The organism is Nocardioides secundeburneus, assembly GCF_039939255.1.
Lineage (GTDB): Bacteria > Actinomycetota > Actinomycetes > Propionibacteriales > Nocardioidaceae > Nocardioides.
Window position 1 is genome coordinate 396293 of the sequence record NZ_JBDUUE010000005.1, and the last position, 15083, is coordinate 411375.

Genomic DNA, 15083 nt, shown 5'->3' on the forward strand with positions numbered 1-15083 from the left:
CAGCCCGAGATCCAGGAGTTCCACCGTGCGACGTAGCGACTTCCGGCTCGACGGGATGTACTTCTCCTTCCGCGCCGGCAACCCCGGCGACTACATCCAGGGCCACCACCTCAGCGGCCTCGTCTACGAGCTCGACGAGCTGCGGATGCTGGTCGCGCGCCTCGGACCGAAGCCGGTCATCCTCGACGTCGGCGCCAACGTCGGCAACCACTCCGTCTACCTGTCCAAGAGCATCCCGGGAGCGACGATCTATCCGGTCGAGCCCGGCCGCGACGCGGTCGAGCTCCTGCGGGCCAACCTGCGACACAACCGGTGCCACAACGTCGACCGGCGTTTCATCGGCGTCGGCTTCTCCGACGCCCCGTCGACGAGCGTGCTGCGTCGGGTCTCGAAGACCAACCTCGGCGGGTCCCGCGTAGTGACCGGTGACGAGCTCGCCGCACTCGGCGACCAGGTCGACAACCCGGAGTGGTTCGAAGACGTACGTCTGGTCCGGGGCGACGCCGCCGTCGGCGACATCGCGCCGACCTTCGTCAAGATCGACGTCGAGGGGGCGGAGATGTCGGTCCTGCGCGGTCTCGACGCCGTGATCCGCCGACACCGCCCCGAGATCTTCGTCGAGGTCGAGCGGCCCAACCAGGAGGAGTTCCTCGCCTGGCTCGAGTCGGTGCACTACGTCGTCGACCTGCGGCTCGACCCGAGCGGCGCGCGCTCGAACTACCTCGTCCGCCCGGTCACCGCTTCCTGACCTCGCCGACGACGCGCGCGGCATCGCGGCGCGCTCGACGCGCGAGGGCTCGGGCCTTGCGGGCAGCCCGCTCGGCAGGAGTCCGCGGGACCGGCACCTCGACCGAGCGGTCGGGCGTGGGTGCCAGTGCGCCCGCCGTACGCGCGGAGGGCTTGACGACGTCGGCCGCCATACGCGCGACCCAACGGCGCCGCGCGAGGCGCCCGTGCACGAAGACCAGGCCGCGCTCCTTCGTCCCGCGCATGCGGTCGGCGCCGACCAGCACGAACCCGCGCGCAGCCAGGTGGGCCTCGACGTCGGCCTCCAGCCACTGGTCCTCCCAGACCGGGTCGGCCTCGACCTGGACGAACAGAGCCAGCGTGCGGCCGAGAGTCTGCTCCATGCCCTCGAACACCTCGCGGCACGCACCGCCGGCGCTGATCCAGGCCACGACGCGGTCGTCGCCGTCGGGGTCGACGAGGTCGTCGAGCCGGACGGTCGGGACACGTACGACCTCGTGCTGGCCGGTGTCGACGCGCGGTCGGAGACCGGCCATCTGGTTGACCGGCTGAAGCGCGGAGCCCCACTGCCGTCGTGGCACGTGGACCTCCACCTTGCCGGGCCGGTTGGCGACCGCCCGATGCCGGTAGTCGACCCCGAGGGCAGTCAGCTCGTCGCGGAACCGGTCGTGCACGTGGGGGTTGGCCTCGAAGGCGATGACCGAGGCGTCGGGCAGGGCCGCGCGCATCTGCGCGCTGAAGTGGCCCTCGAATGCACCCACCTCGAGCACGACGCTCGGCGAGATCCGGCGGGTCATGCGGTAGAACAACCGCCGGGTGCGGTCGTTGACCTGACGCGCCTTCACCCCGCCCGCCTTGGCGAGCTCCTCCAGGAGCTGACGGTGGTAGTGGGCCGCAACCGCCCGCGATGCACGATCGTCGGCGGGCGCCTGCGCCGGCCGCTCGGGACGGGGCGGGAGACCGAGCTGCGCCCGGGGATCCTGCGGGTCGGTGCGCAGCGTACGCATGAGCTGCGCGCGGACGTCGAAGTCGCGCTCGAAGGGCTCCACGACGTCGACCCGGGAGACGAGGGGTGCGAGCCCACGCGCCGACCAGTGCGGGTAGGAGCCGCGCAGCACGTACCAGTCGTCGTGACCCGACAGGTCCGGCCACTTGCGCTCGTAGCCCTGGGCGGTGAGCATCTCGAAGAGCTCGTCGCGATGCACCTCGTTGTGCTCGACGCAGATCAGCCTGATCGAGCGGGCGGCGAAGTCGTAGGCGCGCAGGATCGCGACCTCGGAGCCCTCGGTGTCGATCGAGAGGTAGTCGACGACGGCGGGAGCGCCGGCCTCCTCGAAGAGGTCGTGGAGCGTGATGGTCGCGATCTGGTGGCTGACGTAGTTCTCCCGCACCTCGCGGTGGTGGTCGTCGGCGCCGAAGCCTCCGATGGTCGACAGCGCGGGGCGCCCCTTGATCGTGTGGAACTCGACGGTCTCGCCGGTCTTGTCGTAGACGCACTCGGTGGAGATGGCACAGCGCCGGTTGGCGTAGAGCGCCTTCGTGTAGCTCGGGTGCGGCTCGGCGACCACTCCGGTCCAGCCGACCTGCTCGAGCAGGTAGGTGTTGGAGAAGTCGCGTCCGCCCAGCGCACCGAACTCGCAGAAGTAGGCGTCGGTGCTGAACCCGCTCTCCCACAGGGCCCACAGGTCCTGGACCCGCTGTGCGTAGGTCATCGGGAGCACGGCTGCGCAGAACGCCAGGAAGGCCTCCCGGTCGTCGCGCTGGATCGTGTCGGGATCGACCGCCAGCCCGTGCGGATCGGCCACGACCGACGGCGGGGCGCTGCCGATGGTGCTCAGGGCCGTGGCCATCTCGGCCGAGGCCCGTTCGATCGTGGCCGCCCGCTCGACGGCGAGGTCGGCCCGCAGGCCGGCGAGGTCGTCGTCGTCGAGCTCGAGGGCCCGGGTCAGGCCCGCGACGACGTCGCCGACCGGGTAGGTGCGGCACGGCACGCGATAGGTCGCCGCCGTCCAGCGGTCGAGCACGGCGGGGATCTCGAACCCGACCGAGCACGAGAGCGCAGCGCTGATCTTGAACGTCCGGTAGGACGTCTGGGCGGTGGGCAGGTGCGGGAGCAGGACGTCGGCCGAGGCGAGACCCGCGTAGAAGTCGTGGCTGCTCACGTGGCCGCCCGGCTCGTCCACGGGGGCGAAGTCGAAGATGTCGCCGAGACCGTGCTCGTGCACGAGCTGCTCGAGGGCCTCGCGGTCGCGGCCGCCGCCGACCACCGAGACGACGAAGCGGTCGCGCCCGTGCTCGGCCAGCAGGCCGGGGAGCGCCTCGACGATGGCCGGGAAGTCACGCTTCGCGAAGTCGACGGCCCCCGGGACGGCGATGCGCCGGCGTCGGTCGGCCCGGGCGGTCGCGTCGGCGCGGGGCATGCGCCACATCCAGGCGCCGAGCGTCACGGTGTTCGCGAGCAGGTGCGGCTCGCGGGCGAGCATCCACGACGTCACGTGCGGCGCCAGGCTGGCCGGCGTGCACTGTCCGCTGCGGATGAGCTCGACGTTGATCGGGTTGTTGAGCATCATCGGCGGGTTGTGCACCACACCGATGGTCGGTAGTCCGGTGTCCAGGGCCAGGTTCGCCGGTCCGTTGTAGGCCATCGTGTTGAGCACGAGCAGGTCGAAGTCGGCCATCTGCTCGCCCACCCGGCGCCAGTGGTCGCGATCGGTGAAGTCGCCGTAGTGCACCCGGTCGCCGTAGGGCGTGTAGGGCCTGAAGATGTCGCCGCGGCCCTCGAGCCGGTCGCTCAGGAAGCCCGTGGGCTCGACGCCGTTCGCCAGCAGCACGTCGAACACCGAGGGCATGATCTCGTCGTGCGTGCCGTGGGCCTGGATCACAGCCGCCCGGAGGGGCCTCCCGCCGTCCACGGAGCGGAGTTCGAAGGTCATCGACGGCTTGCCTCTCGATCGGGCCCGGTCAGCACCCCGGGTCGGCTGCGGCCGCCGGGCATCGGTGCGGCGAACTGTACGGACACGTCGCCGCTCACCCGAGGAGGGCGTCGACGAAGGCGCCGGCGTCGAACGGGGCCAGGTCGTCGGGCCCCTCGCCGAGGCCGACGAGCTTGACCGGGACGCCGAGCTCGCGCTGCACGGCGACCACGATGCCGCCCTTGGCCGACCCGTCGAGCTTGGTGAGCACGATGCCGGTCACGTCGACGACGTCGCGGAACACACGCGCCTGGATGAGGCCGTTCTGCCCGGTGGTGGCGTCGAGCACGAGCAGCACCTCGGTGACGCGGGCCTGCTTCTCGATGACCCGCTTGACCTTGCCGAGCTCGTCCATCAGGCCGGCCTTGTTCTGCAGCCGTCCGGCGGTGTCGACGATGACGGTGCCCACACCTTGCTCGACGCCGTTCTTGACCGCCTCGAACGCCACGCTGGCCGGGTCGCCGCCCTCGGGCCCGCGCACGACCTCGACGCCGACACGCTCGCCCCACGTGGCGAGCTGGTCGACAGCCGCGGCCCGGAACGTGTCGGCCGCACCGAGGGTCACGGTGCGGTCCTCGGCGACCAGGATGCGGGCGATCTTGCCGACGGTGGTCGTCTTGCCGGCACCGTTGACGCCGACCACGAGCACGACGCCCGGCTTGCCGTCGTCGCCGGAGACCTGCAGACGGCGGTCCATGGAGGGGTCGACCAGCTTGACCAGCTCGTCGCGCAGGACGGCGCGGGGATCGCCCGCCTCGGCGCCGTCGACGCGCAGACGGGTGCGGAGGTTGTCGACGACCTCCTGCGTGGGGGCGACGCCGATGTCGGCGGTGAGCAGGACGTCCTCGATGGACTCCCAGGTGTCCTCGTCGAGCCGGTCGCGGCTCAACAGCGCCAGCAGGCCCCGGCCGAAGCCGCCCTGCGAGCCGGCCAGCCGCTCGCGCAGCCGGACGAGTCGCGACTTGGTGCTCTCGGGCCGCTCCCGGACCGGGGCCTCGGCGGGCGGCTCGACCAGCGGCGCCTCGACGGGCGGCTGGACGACCGGGGCCTCGGGCCCGGCGTCGACGTCGACCTCCGGCGGCGGGGCGAGGACGTCGGTGCCGGACTGCGTCCGCTCGTCGAGCGGCGGCGGGGCGGTCGGCGTCCGGCGCCCGCGGGTGGTGACGAGGCCGACGACCGCGAGGACGCCGAGGACCGCGATGCCGATGACGAGGTAGAGCCACTCCATGGCCCCATCCAACCAGCCCCTGCCGTTCGGTCGACGCCAGGAGTGCCACGCGGGGCGGGTCGCTGAGGATCTCGAGGGGGCCGGGGCCGGGTCGTCAGCGCCGCGGCTCGTCCATGCTCGAGACCAGGGCCGACACCGCGTCGTCGAGTCGTCCGCCGAGGTCCATCGCGTACGCCGTCGCACGGTGCTCGACGGGCAGGCGGCCCGCGACCTCGGCCAGCGCGTGCGCGAGCCCGGCAGGGGTGGCGTCGGCGACGTCCAGGCCCGCGACCCAGGGCTCGCGGTAGCCGTCGAACTGGTTGGTCACCGTGGGGATCCCGGCGGCGGGCATCTCGAGGGCCAGGTGGCCCGGGTGCGGGCTCAACATCAGCGCCAGCCCGATGTCGGTGTCGGCCAGGACGTCGTAGTAGGCCTCGAGAGAGGTCTTGCCGAGCATCTCGACCTCCGCCCGTCCCCCCAGGTCGACCGGGTCGGCGATGTCCTCACCGGCGAGCCTTACGACGGCACGCTGACCCTCGGGCAGACCGGCCGCCCACGCACGCAGGGCCCCTACGCCGGTGGAGAACATGTTCCGCGGCTTGCTCGGTCGGGCGTAGAAGAGCACCCGGATGACGCCCGGCTCGGCAGGTCGCCACCGCCGTGCCGTCTCCGCGAGCTCACCGAAGGCCAGCGCCGGCGCGAAGACGGCGTCGGGGTCGAGCGCGGCGCCGGTGCGGTCGGCGACGTAGCGGCTGAGCGGTCGGGAGTTGACCAGCAGCCGGAAGCCCGAGGCGTAGGTCGCGAGAGCACGTGCGTAGTGGTCACCCCACGGGTGGAAGGCCGGTTCGAAGTCCTGCACGAGGTAGACGACGCGGCGTCGGTCGACCCGCCCGGCATCGGCCAGGGTCGCCACCCCTTCGGCCGTGGTCCAGTAGGTGACGACCCAGACGTCGTCGCGGTGATGACCGAGCCCGTCGTCGGCATGCGGGGTGGACACGCGCACGTCTCGCGCGAGGTCTGCATGATCGGATCGCGAGCCCAGGATGGTCGCGAGCGCGGATCGGACGGCGTCGGGCTCGTCGTCGGTGTCGAAGATGACGACACGCAGCCGACGGTCGAGCTCGCGGCACAGCCGAGCTGCCGCGTGCACCGCCGTGGTGACGCCGGCGAACACCACCGCGCTGCTGAACCCGTGGAGCACGAGCACGACCTGCGGCCGCTCACCGTCGTGGTGGATGGCATGCAGCCGCTGGTGACCTCGTTTGACCCAGTCCGTCGACGCGGGTTTCACCGGGGGGCGCCGCTCCAGCTCCTGCTCAAGCTCCGCGACGCGGCCGGAAAGCCGTCGGTTACGACGGCGCAGCCGTCGGGTGCGTTCGGCGGCCTGCGCGAGGTCGACGGCGGCGCGGCGACCCAGAGGGTCGAACCTCATCCGTCGCCGCCACGCCTGCGGAGGAAGCCCGACGGGTTCTGCGTGAGGAAGTAGCGCTCCGCGCGTTCGTCGACCTCGAACCGGTCGTCCTCGGCCAGGAAGTCCGCCACCGCCTCCCACGGCCCGGGGCCGTGGTCGGGCGCGGCGGGGTGGCCGTTGACGTTGGTGTCCTCCACGATCAGGTAGGAGCCCGGCGTGACCATGTCGGCGTAGGCACGTAGCTCGGCCGCGACGTGGGCCTGGCTGTGGTCGGAGTCGAGGATGACGAGTACGTGCTCACCCTCGCCGATCCTGCTGCGGATCTGCTCGACGATCGAGGGGTCGACCGACGAGCCCTCGAGATACGTGAGACGCGGGTGTGACGGCCGGTCGGGCTGGACGTCGACGTCGACCGTCACCACCTCGCCGTGCCCGGCGATCTCGAGCCGATCGGCCAGGAACAGCGCGCTACCGCCGCGGAACGTGCCGGTCTCCACCACCAGCCCGGGGCACAGCTGGTCCACGAGCTCCTGGTAGACCCACATGTCGGTCGGACACTTGTAGGTCGCGATCCCCCGATACCACGTGTCCTTCCAGGTGCGCATCGACACGTGGTAGTAGAGACGGTGGAACTGGTCACGGATCGTGTCCCGGACGTGGCCAGGGGGCTCCGGCACCGGCTGTCGCCGGGGGTTCCACAGCCCGTCGAACGCCGTGGCGATGGCGCGCTGCTCGCGTTCGGTCGGTCGATCGGTGCGCTCGAGGTAGGACACCATCAGCTCCGACAGGGCCTGCTGAGCGGCCGGGCCGAGCGCATCGCGCTCGAGCCGTTGTCGCGCGGTGCGCAATGCCGGGGCCACGCGCGGCGCCGACGGGCGGGACAGCGGGGGCGAAGACGCCCCGCCCCTGGGGTCGACACGATCGGCGACCGCCTCGAGCGCCGACCTCGTCGACGCACGCAACCTCGACACCTGACCGCTCACCACAGTCCTCCTGACGGCCTCTGCTCGCGGCCCCATCTAACCAAGGACCTCCGGTGCCCGACGACGCACCCAGGGTTGCGGGTGCGACGCGCGGACAGTGACGTAACATCTCCCGAATTGTCCGCCGTCCGGGTCAGGACAACGTGTCGAGCGACGAAGAGAACTCGGTGTCACGCATCGCAATCATGGCGCACTACGACCCTCGGGGTCAGGTGGCGCCACACGTGCGCCGTCACGTCGAGCACCTGGCGGTGGCCTTCGACACCGTGGTCGTCGTCTCGACCGCGGACCTCGGCCCGCAGGAACGGGAGTGGCTCGAGCAGCGGTGCCGGTTGATCGTCCGCCCCAACTTCGGCTACGACTTCTTCAGCTACAAGACCGGGCTCGACAGCTGCGCCGACCTCAGCGACCACGACGAGGTCGTGCTGTGCAACGACACCTTCGTCGGCCCGCTGGTGTCCTACGACGAGATCTTCGCCGGCATGGCCGACGAGCCGGTCGACTTCTGGGGCTTCACCGCCTCCGACCGCAACCGTCCGCACCTGCAGAGCTTCTTCGTGTGCTTCCGGTCGTGGGTCGTCGGGTCGCCGGCCTTCACCGACTTCTGGCGCACGCTGGTACCGATCGATGACCGCCTCCAGGTCATCTACCGCTACGAGATCGGGCTCACGGAGGCACTCGAGGCCGGCGGCTTCCGCTGGAAGCCCTACTTCGAGGCGACCGCGTCCGAGCGGACACTCGCTCGTCGGAGGATGGCGTGGTGGTCGATCCACCGCCAGAAGAGGCCGACGGGTCGCCGACGCACCGTCAAGCACCTGTGGAACACCGCGCGCGCGCCCTGGAACCCGGCGATCGGGCTGGCCGACTCGGCGCTCGACGGCGGGCGTCTGCCCGTGGTCAAGATCGACACCCTGCGCTACGACCCGTACGGCCTGGGCGCCGATCGGCTCCTCAGGTCGTGCGAGCGCGTCTACGCCAGCTCTTTCGCCGGTGTGCGAGAGATGCTCACCGAGACGGCGCCCCTCTATCCCACGCGAGCCGACGAGCAGCTGCGACCGACGCCCCCGGCGCTCCGCCCGCTGCGCCGTCTGGTGGAGTATCGCCGTGGCTGGTGATCTCAACGCATGGGCGCGGCGCGCCCGACGTGCCGCGGCGTCCCGACGACCGGGGCGCGACGCGACGGCGCCCGCGAACGACGACGGGTCTCGCGAGATCGGCGTGGTCTTCCGCGAGCTGATCGGCTCCATCGCGCTCTTCGACCAGTCGTGGGTCGAAGCCCAGCTCGGACGACGCTTCGCGACCGTCGACGACGCGCTCGAGGCCTACCTGGGCGCCGATGACTGCAGCCCACACCCGCTCTTCCTCGCCGACTACATCGGCGTCGGCTTCGGTCGGCCCCCCGCCGGACGTGACGCGCTCGGGTGGTACCTGCGACGGCGCGGCATCCACAGCAAGGCATCTCCGCACCCCCTGGTCGACCTCGACGTGCTCCGCCGACGCGACGAGGGCCTGTTCGACCACAGGTTCGGACCCGTCGTGGCGTGGCTGGAGCAGGCCGACGACGACTCCGAGCTCCCGGTCCCCCCGGGCTACCGGCCCACGACGCTCGGCGAGCTGCGTACGGTGAGCCTGACCGCGGCCGCCGAGTGGCGCGCCGACCACGCCCTGCGGTTCGCACCGCGCAAGACCGACGCGATGCCGCCAGAGCCTGTCCGGCCGCCCGTCCCGGCTCGAGACCTTGAGGCGTCCGACGCCCCGCGCGTGAGCATCGTGATGCCGATGTGGAACCGCGCCGCGACAGTGCGCCGTGCCATCGAGTCGGTGCAGTCCCAGACGTTCGCCGACTGGGAGCTGATCGTGGTCGACGACGGCTCAGACGACGACGGTCCGGCGATCGTGACCGGCATCGCCGCCTTCGACGCGAGGGTCGTGCTCGTCAGGGCCGACCACGGCGGCGTGTGCAAGGCACGCAACATCGGGCTCGGGCGTGCGCGCGGAGAGCTGGTCGCCTTCCTCGACACCGACAACGCCTGGCGTCGCGACTTCTTGACGTTCATGGTCGACGAGATGGTCACGGACAGCCATCCAATGGCCCACGCCGCCTTGCGGGCGACCCAGGACGGGGCCGAGTACTACCGGGCCTACGAGGGAACCCACGACGATCTGCTGGTCTCGAACCACGTCGACCTCAACGTCCTGGTGGTCCGACGGGACGTGTTGGTCGAGATCGGCGGGTTCGACGAGACGCTGCGGCGCGGTGTCGACTGGGACCTCGTGCTCCGACTGGCCGAGCGCCACCCGCTGCACCTCGTCCCCTACGTCGGCGTCGACTACGCCGACGAGGAGGACGACGGTCACCCGCGCATCAGCACCACCGAACCGTTCGAGTGGTTGTCGGTGATCGCCTCCCAGCACCTCTCGCAGGTGCACGCACATCCCGGACGCCGCCGCGACGACGTCGTTTCGGTCTGCCTCGTCGACCCGGCCTCGGTCCGTGCGGTCGAACCGTGGCTCACGTCCTTCGCCGGTCGCGACGACCTCGACGTCGTCGTGGGCGTGGTGAGGCTCTCGCGCTGGCGGCACGTCGCTCTGGCAGCCATGCTGCACGCAGCCGGGAACGCCCGGATGGTGCGCCTCCAGGTCGATCGCGGCACGGCCGTGACGACCAACGTGACGATGGCTGCCGCAGCCGGATCACGCGCCGTGGTAGTCCTCCAGCCGACCGGGCTCCGGGTCGAGGCCGAGATCGTCGACCGACTGGCCTCGAGCCTGTCCGACACGACGGCCGTGGCGATCCCGGCCATCGTCGACCGGGGCGGGCTCGTCGAGCAGGCGGGGGCCACCGTCGCGCCCGGGACACCCTGGCCCGTTCCGTTCCTGGCCGGTCACCCGGCCAGTGACCTCGACGACCTCCCCGAGGTCGTGCCGCTCCCCCAGGCTCGTGGCGAGATCATCGCGGTCGACACCGACCTGGTGGCCTCGGTCGGTGGCTTCGACCCGCTCGCCGATGCTCCGCTGCTCGAGGCCGACCTGTCCATGCGCATCGCCGAGGCGACGAGCGGCGTCACGGCACTCGTCCCGGCGGCCCGGGTCCATCGTCGCCAGGACCGCGCAGCAGCGGCACCGCCGGTGGCCGGTGACCATGCCCGGTTCCTCGACCGCTGGGCCGATCTCGGCCGGGCCGGCGCCCCTGCTCAGGAGCTCTCGGCGGCCGCCTGGCACAGCGCCGGGTTCACGGTCGACGGCTACGACTACGACACCGCTGACCAGCCCGTGCCGGCTCCCAACGACCACCCCGTGCTGGTACCGCGCCCGCGCCTGCGGTGGACCGGTCGCGCGGACCGGATCACCGAGGGCGTGCCGTGCCTGCGCTGGACCATCGACCTGGCCTCACCGCCCGGGCCGGCGGGCGCCTGGTGGGGCGATGTCTACTTCGGCCATGCGCTGGCAGACGCTCTTCGACGACGCGGGCAGCACGTGACGGTCGACGACCGTGAGCAGCGGCACCGGGCGAGTCGAGGTCTCGACGACGTCGTCCTGGCCCTCCGCGGGCTCGACCCGGTCCGCGGACGACCGGGCGTGATCAACCTCGAGTGGATCATCAGCCACCCCGACCTGGTGACTCGTGCCGAGGCGGCCAGCTTCGACGTCGTCTTCGCCGCGAGCCACGAGTGGTCGGCCCGTCGCGCCGCCGAGTGGTCCCTTGCCATCACTCCGTTGCTGCAAGCGACCGACCCGGAGCGGTTCCGGCCAGATCCGGCGAGGTTCGACACCGGGGACGAGGTCGTCTTCGTCGGGAACTCCCGCAAGATCTATCGGTCCTCGCTCCTCCACGCGCGAACGGCGGGCCTCCCCGTCGCGGTCTACGGATCCGGCTGGGAGGACATCATCGGGGAGGACTCCGTGACGTCGACGTTCATCGCCAACGACCAGCTCGGTGCCCTCTACGGAGCGGCGGGGCTGGTGCTCAACGACCATTGGGACGACATGCGACTGAGCGGCTTCGTGTCGAACCGGTTGATGGACGCGGCGGCCTCCGGTGCCCGCGTCGCAAGCGACGCACTGCCGGGCGTCGACCTCGACGCCTTGTTCCACGGGCTCGTGCAGACCTACGAGGGGGCCGAGGGACTCAAGCGCCTCGCCGAGGACCGCGCGTCGATCTTCCCGATGGGCGACCAGCGACTCGAGGCGGCCCAGCGGGTCGCGAGCGAGCACTCGTTCGATGCCAGGTCGGGCACCCTCCTCGAGGCCGCGCTCGCCGTACGCGCGGCACGTCGGTGAGGGACGACTACGCTTCCGGCGTGCGTCCCGACCGGCTGAATCACCGCCAGCGGCGGCTGTGGGATCTTCACGACTTCTCCGTGGGCCGCGGCCTCGAGATCGGCCCGCTGCACAACGTGTCGATCGCCCGCGAGCACGCGGCAGTGAGCTACCTCGACGTGTTCGACCGCGACCAGCTCGTGCGCAACTATGCCGGCCACGCGCGTCAGACCCGAGCTCATCCCCGAGATCGACCACGTCCTGCTGCACGACGGGCGCGTGCGCACCATCCCCGAGGCCGTCGGCACGGCGGCAGGATTCGACTGGGTGATGGCCTCCCACGTCATCGAGCACGTGCCCGACGTCATCGGCTGGCTGGCCCAGGTCGCCGAGGTCACGGCCCCCGGCGGCGCACTGGTGCTCGTGGTGCCCGACCGCCGGTACTGCTTCGACGTGCACCGACCTGGCACCACCACCGGTCAGCTGATCCAGAGCCATGAGCTCGGCGAGACCGTGCCGTCGGTGCGCGCCGTCTTCGACTACAAACGCGGTCACGCCGTCACCGATGTCAAGGAAGCCTGGGCCGGGCGCCCGCCCGGCTACGACCGTCGGATCTACTCCCTCGACCAGGTCGTCGAACAGGTCGACCTCGCGCGATCGGGCGAGTACGTCGACGCCCACGTCTGGACCTTCACCCCTGGTTCCCTGGTCGAGCAGCTCGTCGAGCTGCGCGCTCTCGGCCTCAGCCGGTGGAGGGTCGAGACCTACACCGAGACGCGGCAGGACGAGCTCGAGTTCTTCGTGGTGCTGCGCCAGCTCCCGGCCGGCGAGGACTGGAGCGACCTGCTGCGCGACGAGCCCGTCCCTGACGTCGACATGCCCGACTGGCTCGCCGCGGAGGTCCGCCTGCGTGGCCAGCTGCACCAGGCGCACCAGAGGCTGCGGCGCCGCCGCGACCGGATCGCCCGGCTCGAGCATCGCCTCGGGCGGGCCGAGAGCAGGCTCCGCGCGCGCGACACCGAGCTGGGGCGAATCCGCGGCTCGTGGCAGTGGCGCGTCGGCAGGTGGGTCTTGGGTCCGGTGCGCCGCGCCCGGCGCATCGTGCGGCGCGGCGACGCCTGAGCCTGGTCAGCGGCGGTCGAGTCGGCGCTTGGCGCCGCGGACGACCCGACCGCCCACGCGTCGAGCAGCCCGTCCTGCGTGGCGTACCGGCGCGGGCATTGCGGCGGAATCGGCTGTGTCGGCATCGGTGGTGCGCGGCGCTGGCGGCTGCGAGGTCCTCAGCCTGCGGACCTCGCCACGCGTCTCACGCAGTCGGGTGTGCACTAGCGTCAGCTCGCCGATCAGGTCACTCATGGTGCGCGTGAGCGCGGTGGGCGCGGCGAGTCCGCGGCCGGGCACCGATGCCCCGGCCCGACTGCGGGCGATCCAGACCAGCTCGTCGGGGTTCACGTGCAGCCAGGTCGACATGTCCTCGCCGAGCAAGGACCGCGGCGACACGCGCTCGATGGACAGCCCGCTCGCCACCAGGCGGTCCTCGAAGTCGTCGCCGTAGTAGCGCACGTGGTCGGCGCGCCCGAACCGTCGCACCCGCTCGGCCTCATCGGCGTCAGGGTCTTCGTCGGTCAGTGTGCCTGCTCGATACGGGACCTGAAGCACGGCGACCCCGGTGGGAGCCAGCACCCGGGCGATCTCCTGCATCGCCGCCAGGTCGTCAGGGATGTGCTCGAGCACGTGGTAGCAGACCATGAGGTCGACACTGTCGTCTGGGAGCGGGAGGTCGGTCAGGCTCCCCAGCACGTCGACCAGCCGGTTGTCTGCCCCGAGGTCCAGTCGCACATGACGGCGCGCACCGAGCCGGCTCAGCTGGGGGGACGTCTCTGGGGACGGTGCGACCTCGAGCAGCACGTCGAGCTCGCCGAGCAGAGGCTCGAGGACACTCAGCAACACCGAGAAGAACCTGTGGCGCTCAAGGCTCCCGCAGCGGGGGCAGGAGGCGTTCGGACGACCACCCGGCCCCGGAGCGAACTCCTTGCGCACGACGGAGTGGCAGATGCTGCAGTAGCGACGGGGGTAGCGGTCAAGGTCGATCGACACCGCAGCACCCTAACGCGGGGCCGACGAGCACCCGCCGGGTGGATCGCGGTCGTCGGTACGGATCGCGGTGCGCCGACACCGAGGGCGACCGCGTTCACCCCCGGGACGGCCGGTCGTCCAGCGAGCGCTCGTGCGTCTGCGCGCGGGGGTCGTCGGCGCGGTCGAGGTCACCGTCACGCACGAGCGGCACCGAGTCGTGCACCCGGTCGAATACTTCGTCGAGCCAGCTCGCCCCCGGGACCGCCTTGCCACGGTGCAGCCAGGCTGCGTAGGCGAGCGCGAGCACCGCGATCACCAGGACGATGGACATCGACATCATGACTGCGGCCACGTAGACGGCTCCGAGAGTGGACGGCGGCGGACCGGACCACCGTCGCACACGACCGCGCCCGACCCCGACCCGGGTCAGGGCGACTCGGCGGCCCGGACGCGGTCCCACGTGTGCGCGAGGACGTCGGCCACTCCGGCCCGCTCGGCGGTCAGGTCGAAGCGTGGCACGACCGCGTGACCGGCGGCGCGCATGCGCTGCGCCTCCTCGTCGGAGAAGGCGGCCATCGTCGTCAACGCCTCGACGTAGCCGTTGACGTCGTCGTAGGGCACGAGCAGGACGTTGTCGTCGGGACGGCAGTAGGCCATGTTTCCGCCGCAGTCGGGCGTGACGACCAGGCAGCCGGCAGCCATCGCCTCGAGGCCCGGCAGGTAGAGGCCCTCCTGCGGCTCGGGCGTGCTGAGGAAGACGTCGCTGCGGTGGTAGAGGTCGCGCACCTCGGCCCAGGAGGCGGTGCCGCGTATCGCGTGGAAGATGAAGCGGGGGTCGTCACGGAGCCGCTCGGCCACGCGGTCGCCGACGTCGGACTTCCAGGTGGTGTAGCCGACCACGACCCTGGCGCGGTCCCAGCCGGGCGGGCGCTCGCGAGCGAAGTAGGCGGTGTCGTGGCCGAGGTCGACCACGTGGAGGTCGGCGCGCGGGTCGAGCCACGGCCGGATCTCGTCGGCCACGATGTCGTTGATCGCGATGCGGGTCGCCGGCCGGGTGAGCAGCCTCGTCGGATATCCGGCCCGCCACTGCGGGTTGGTGTGGCGCACGTTCTGCACGAGGTGGAGCACGCGGTGCAGCGACGCACCGCGGGGCATCGAGTCGAGCACGACCTCGTAGTGGTCGGGCAAGGAGATGAGCGCGAGGTCGTCGGGCCCGATGTCCAAGACGGGGGACGAGTGCATCGGCACCTGGGCCGGCAGGTCGGCGAACCGCTCGATGCGGAACAGCTCGGAGTCCGCGGAGGCGGTCTCCGGGCTCCACACCGAGGCCTCGAGCCCGAGGGCGCGCACGTGCTGGACGTAGTCCATCAGCTTCACCACGCCACCGGCCGGCCGGTAGGTGGGAGTCAGCACGTGCACGGTGCCCC

General features: G+C 71.6%; 11 protein-coding genes. 4 read left to right on the top strand and 7 right to left on the bottom strand.

Annotated features, from left to right (window positions below; all coding sequences use genetic code 11):
* Nucleotides 1–25: 25 nt before the first annotated feature.
* Nucleotides 26–748 (top strand): FkbM family methyltransferase, encoded by a 723-nt coding sequence (locus tag ABFT23_RS15635; protein WP_347896770.1) that lies wholly within the window; start codon nt 26–28, stop codon nt 746–748.
* On the opposite strand, the gene ABFT23_RS15640 is transcribed toward ABFT23_RS15635, so the two are convergent.
* The 4 genes from ABFT23_RS15640 to ABFT23_RS15655 form a co-directional block, all read right to left on the bottom strand.
* A complete protein-coding gene (locus ABFT23_RS15640; RefSeq protein ID WP_347896772.1) occupies nt 735–3596 on the bottom strand; it encodes an FkbM family methyltransferase in 2862 nt (953 codons plus the stop codon). The two genes, ABFT23_RS15635 and ABFT23_RS15640, sit on opposite strands and share 14 nt — an antisense overlap.
* Nucleotides 3597–3774: 178 nt before the next feature.
* The gene (ftsY, locus tag ABFT23_RS15645) at nt 3775–4947 is read right to left on the bottom strand and encodes a signal recognition particle-docking protein FtsY (protein WP_347896774.1); all 1173 of its coding nucleotides are present in this window, start codon (nt 4945–4947) and stop codon (nt 3775–3777) included.
* Between the two features lie 94 nt (nt 4948–5041).
* Nucleotides 5042–6358 carry a rhamnosyltransferase WsaF family glycosyltransferase gene (locus ABFT23_RS15650; protein ID WP_347896776.1) on the bottom strand — a complete coding sequence of 439 codons (1317 nt, stop codon included), beginning with the start codon at nt 6356–6358 and terminating at the stop codon, nt 5042–5044.
* Nucleotides 6355–7197: a CmcI family methyltransferase gene (locus tag ABFT23_RS15655; RefSeq protein WP_347896778.1), complete on the bottom strand. Its 843-nt coding sequence runs from the start codon at nt 7195–7197 to the stop codon at nt 6355–6357. The genes ABFT23_RS15650 and ABFT23_RS15655 overlap by 4 nt, the downstream gene beginning before the upstream one ends.
* A gap of 290 nt (nt 7198–7487) precedes the next feature.
* On the opposite strand from ABFT23_RS15655, the gene ABFT23_RS15660 reads away from it, so the two are divergent.
* The 3 genes from ABFT23_RS15660 to ABFT23_RS15670 all read left to right on the top strand — a co-directional run bounded on the left by ABFT23_RS15660 (nt 7488) and on the right by ABFT23_RS15670 (nt 12702).
* Nucleotides 7488–8435, top strand: coding sequence for a rhamnan synthesis F family protein (locus ABFT23_RS15660; protein ID WP_347896780.1), 948 nt, complete (start codon nt 7488–7490; stop codon nt 8433–8435).
* On the top strand, nt 8425–11601 hold the full coding sequence (locus tag ABFT23_RS15665) for a glycosyltransferase (protein WP_347896782.1): 3177 nt from the start codon (nt 8425–8427) through the stop codon (nt 11599–11601). Before ABFT23_RS15660 ends, ABFT23_RS15665 begins: the two co-directional genes overlap by 11 nt.
* 189 nt (nt 11602–11790) lie before the next feature.
* Nucleotides 11791–12702 carry a class I SAM-dependent methyltransferase gene (locus tag ABFT23_RS15670; protein ID WP_347896784.1) on the top strand — a complete coding sequence of 304 codons (912 nt, stop codon included), beginning with the start codon at nt 11791–11793 and terminating at the stop codon, nt 12700–12702.
* A 6-nt stretch (nt 12703–12708) separates the two neighbouring features.
* On the opposite strand, the gene ABFT23_RS15675 is transcribed toward ABFT23_RS15670, so the two are convergent.
* The 3 genes from ABFT23_RS15675 to ABFT23_RS15685 all read right to left on the bottom strand — a co-directional run bounded on the left by ABFT23_RS15675 (nt 12709) and on the right by ABFT23_RS15685 (nt 15069).
* Nucleotides 12709–13677 carry a class I SAM-dependent methyltransferase gene (locus tag ABFT23_RS15675; RefSeq protein WP_347896786.1) on the bottom strand — a complete coding sequence of 323 codons (969 nt, stop codon included), beginning with the start codon at nt 13675–13677 and terminating at the stop codon, nt 12709–12711.
* A 94-nt stretch (nt 13678–13771) separates the two neighbouring features.
* Nucleotides 13772–13987 (bottom strand): hypothetical protein, encoded by a 216-nt coding sequence (locus tag ABFT23_RS15680; protein ID WP_347896788.1) that lies wholly within the window; start codon nt 13985–13987, stop codon nt 13772–13774.
* Nucleotides 13988–14082: 95 nt separating this feature from the next.
* Nucleotides 14083–15069 (bottom strand): glycosyltransferase, encoded by a 987-nt coding sequence (locus ABFT23_RS15685; RefSeq protein WP_347896790.1) that lies wholly within the window; start codon nt 15067–15069, stop codon nt 14083–14085.
* Nucleotides 15070–15083 lie beyond the last annotated feature (14 nt).

Coding starts and splice junctions, on each gene's coding strand:
- ftsY (WP_347896774.1), bottom strand. CDS start 4,947: ATGGAGTGGCTCTACCTCGTCATCGGCATCGCGGTCCTCGGCGTCCTC.
- ABFT23_RS15650 (WP_347896776.1), bottom strand. CDS start 6,358: ATGAGGTTCGACCCTCTGGGTCGCCGCGCCGCCGTCGACCTCGCGCAG.
- ABFT23_RS15680 (WP_347896788.1), bottom strand. CDS start 13,987: ATGTCCATCGTCCTGGTGATCGCGGTGCTCGCGCTCGCCTACGCAGCC.
- ABFT23_RS15640 (WP_347896772.1), bottom strand. CDS start 3,596: ATGCCCTCGGTGTTCGACGTGCTGCTGGCGAACGGCGTCGAGCCCACG.
- ABFT23_RS15670 (WP_347896784.1), top strand. CDS start 11,791: ATGCCGGCCACGCGCGTCAGACCCGAGCTCATCCCCGAGATCGACCAC.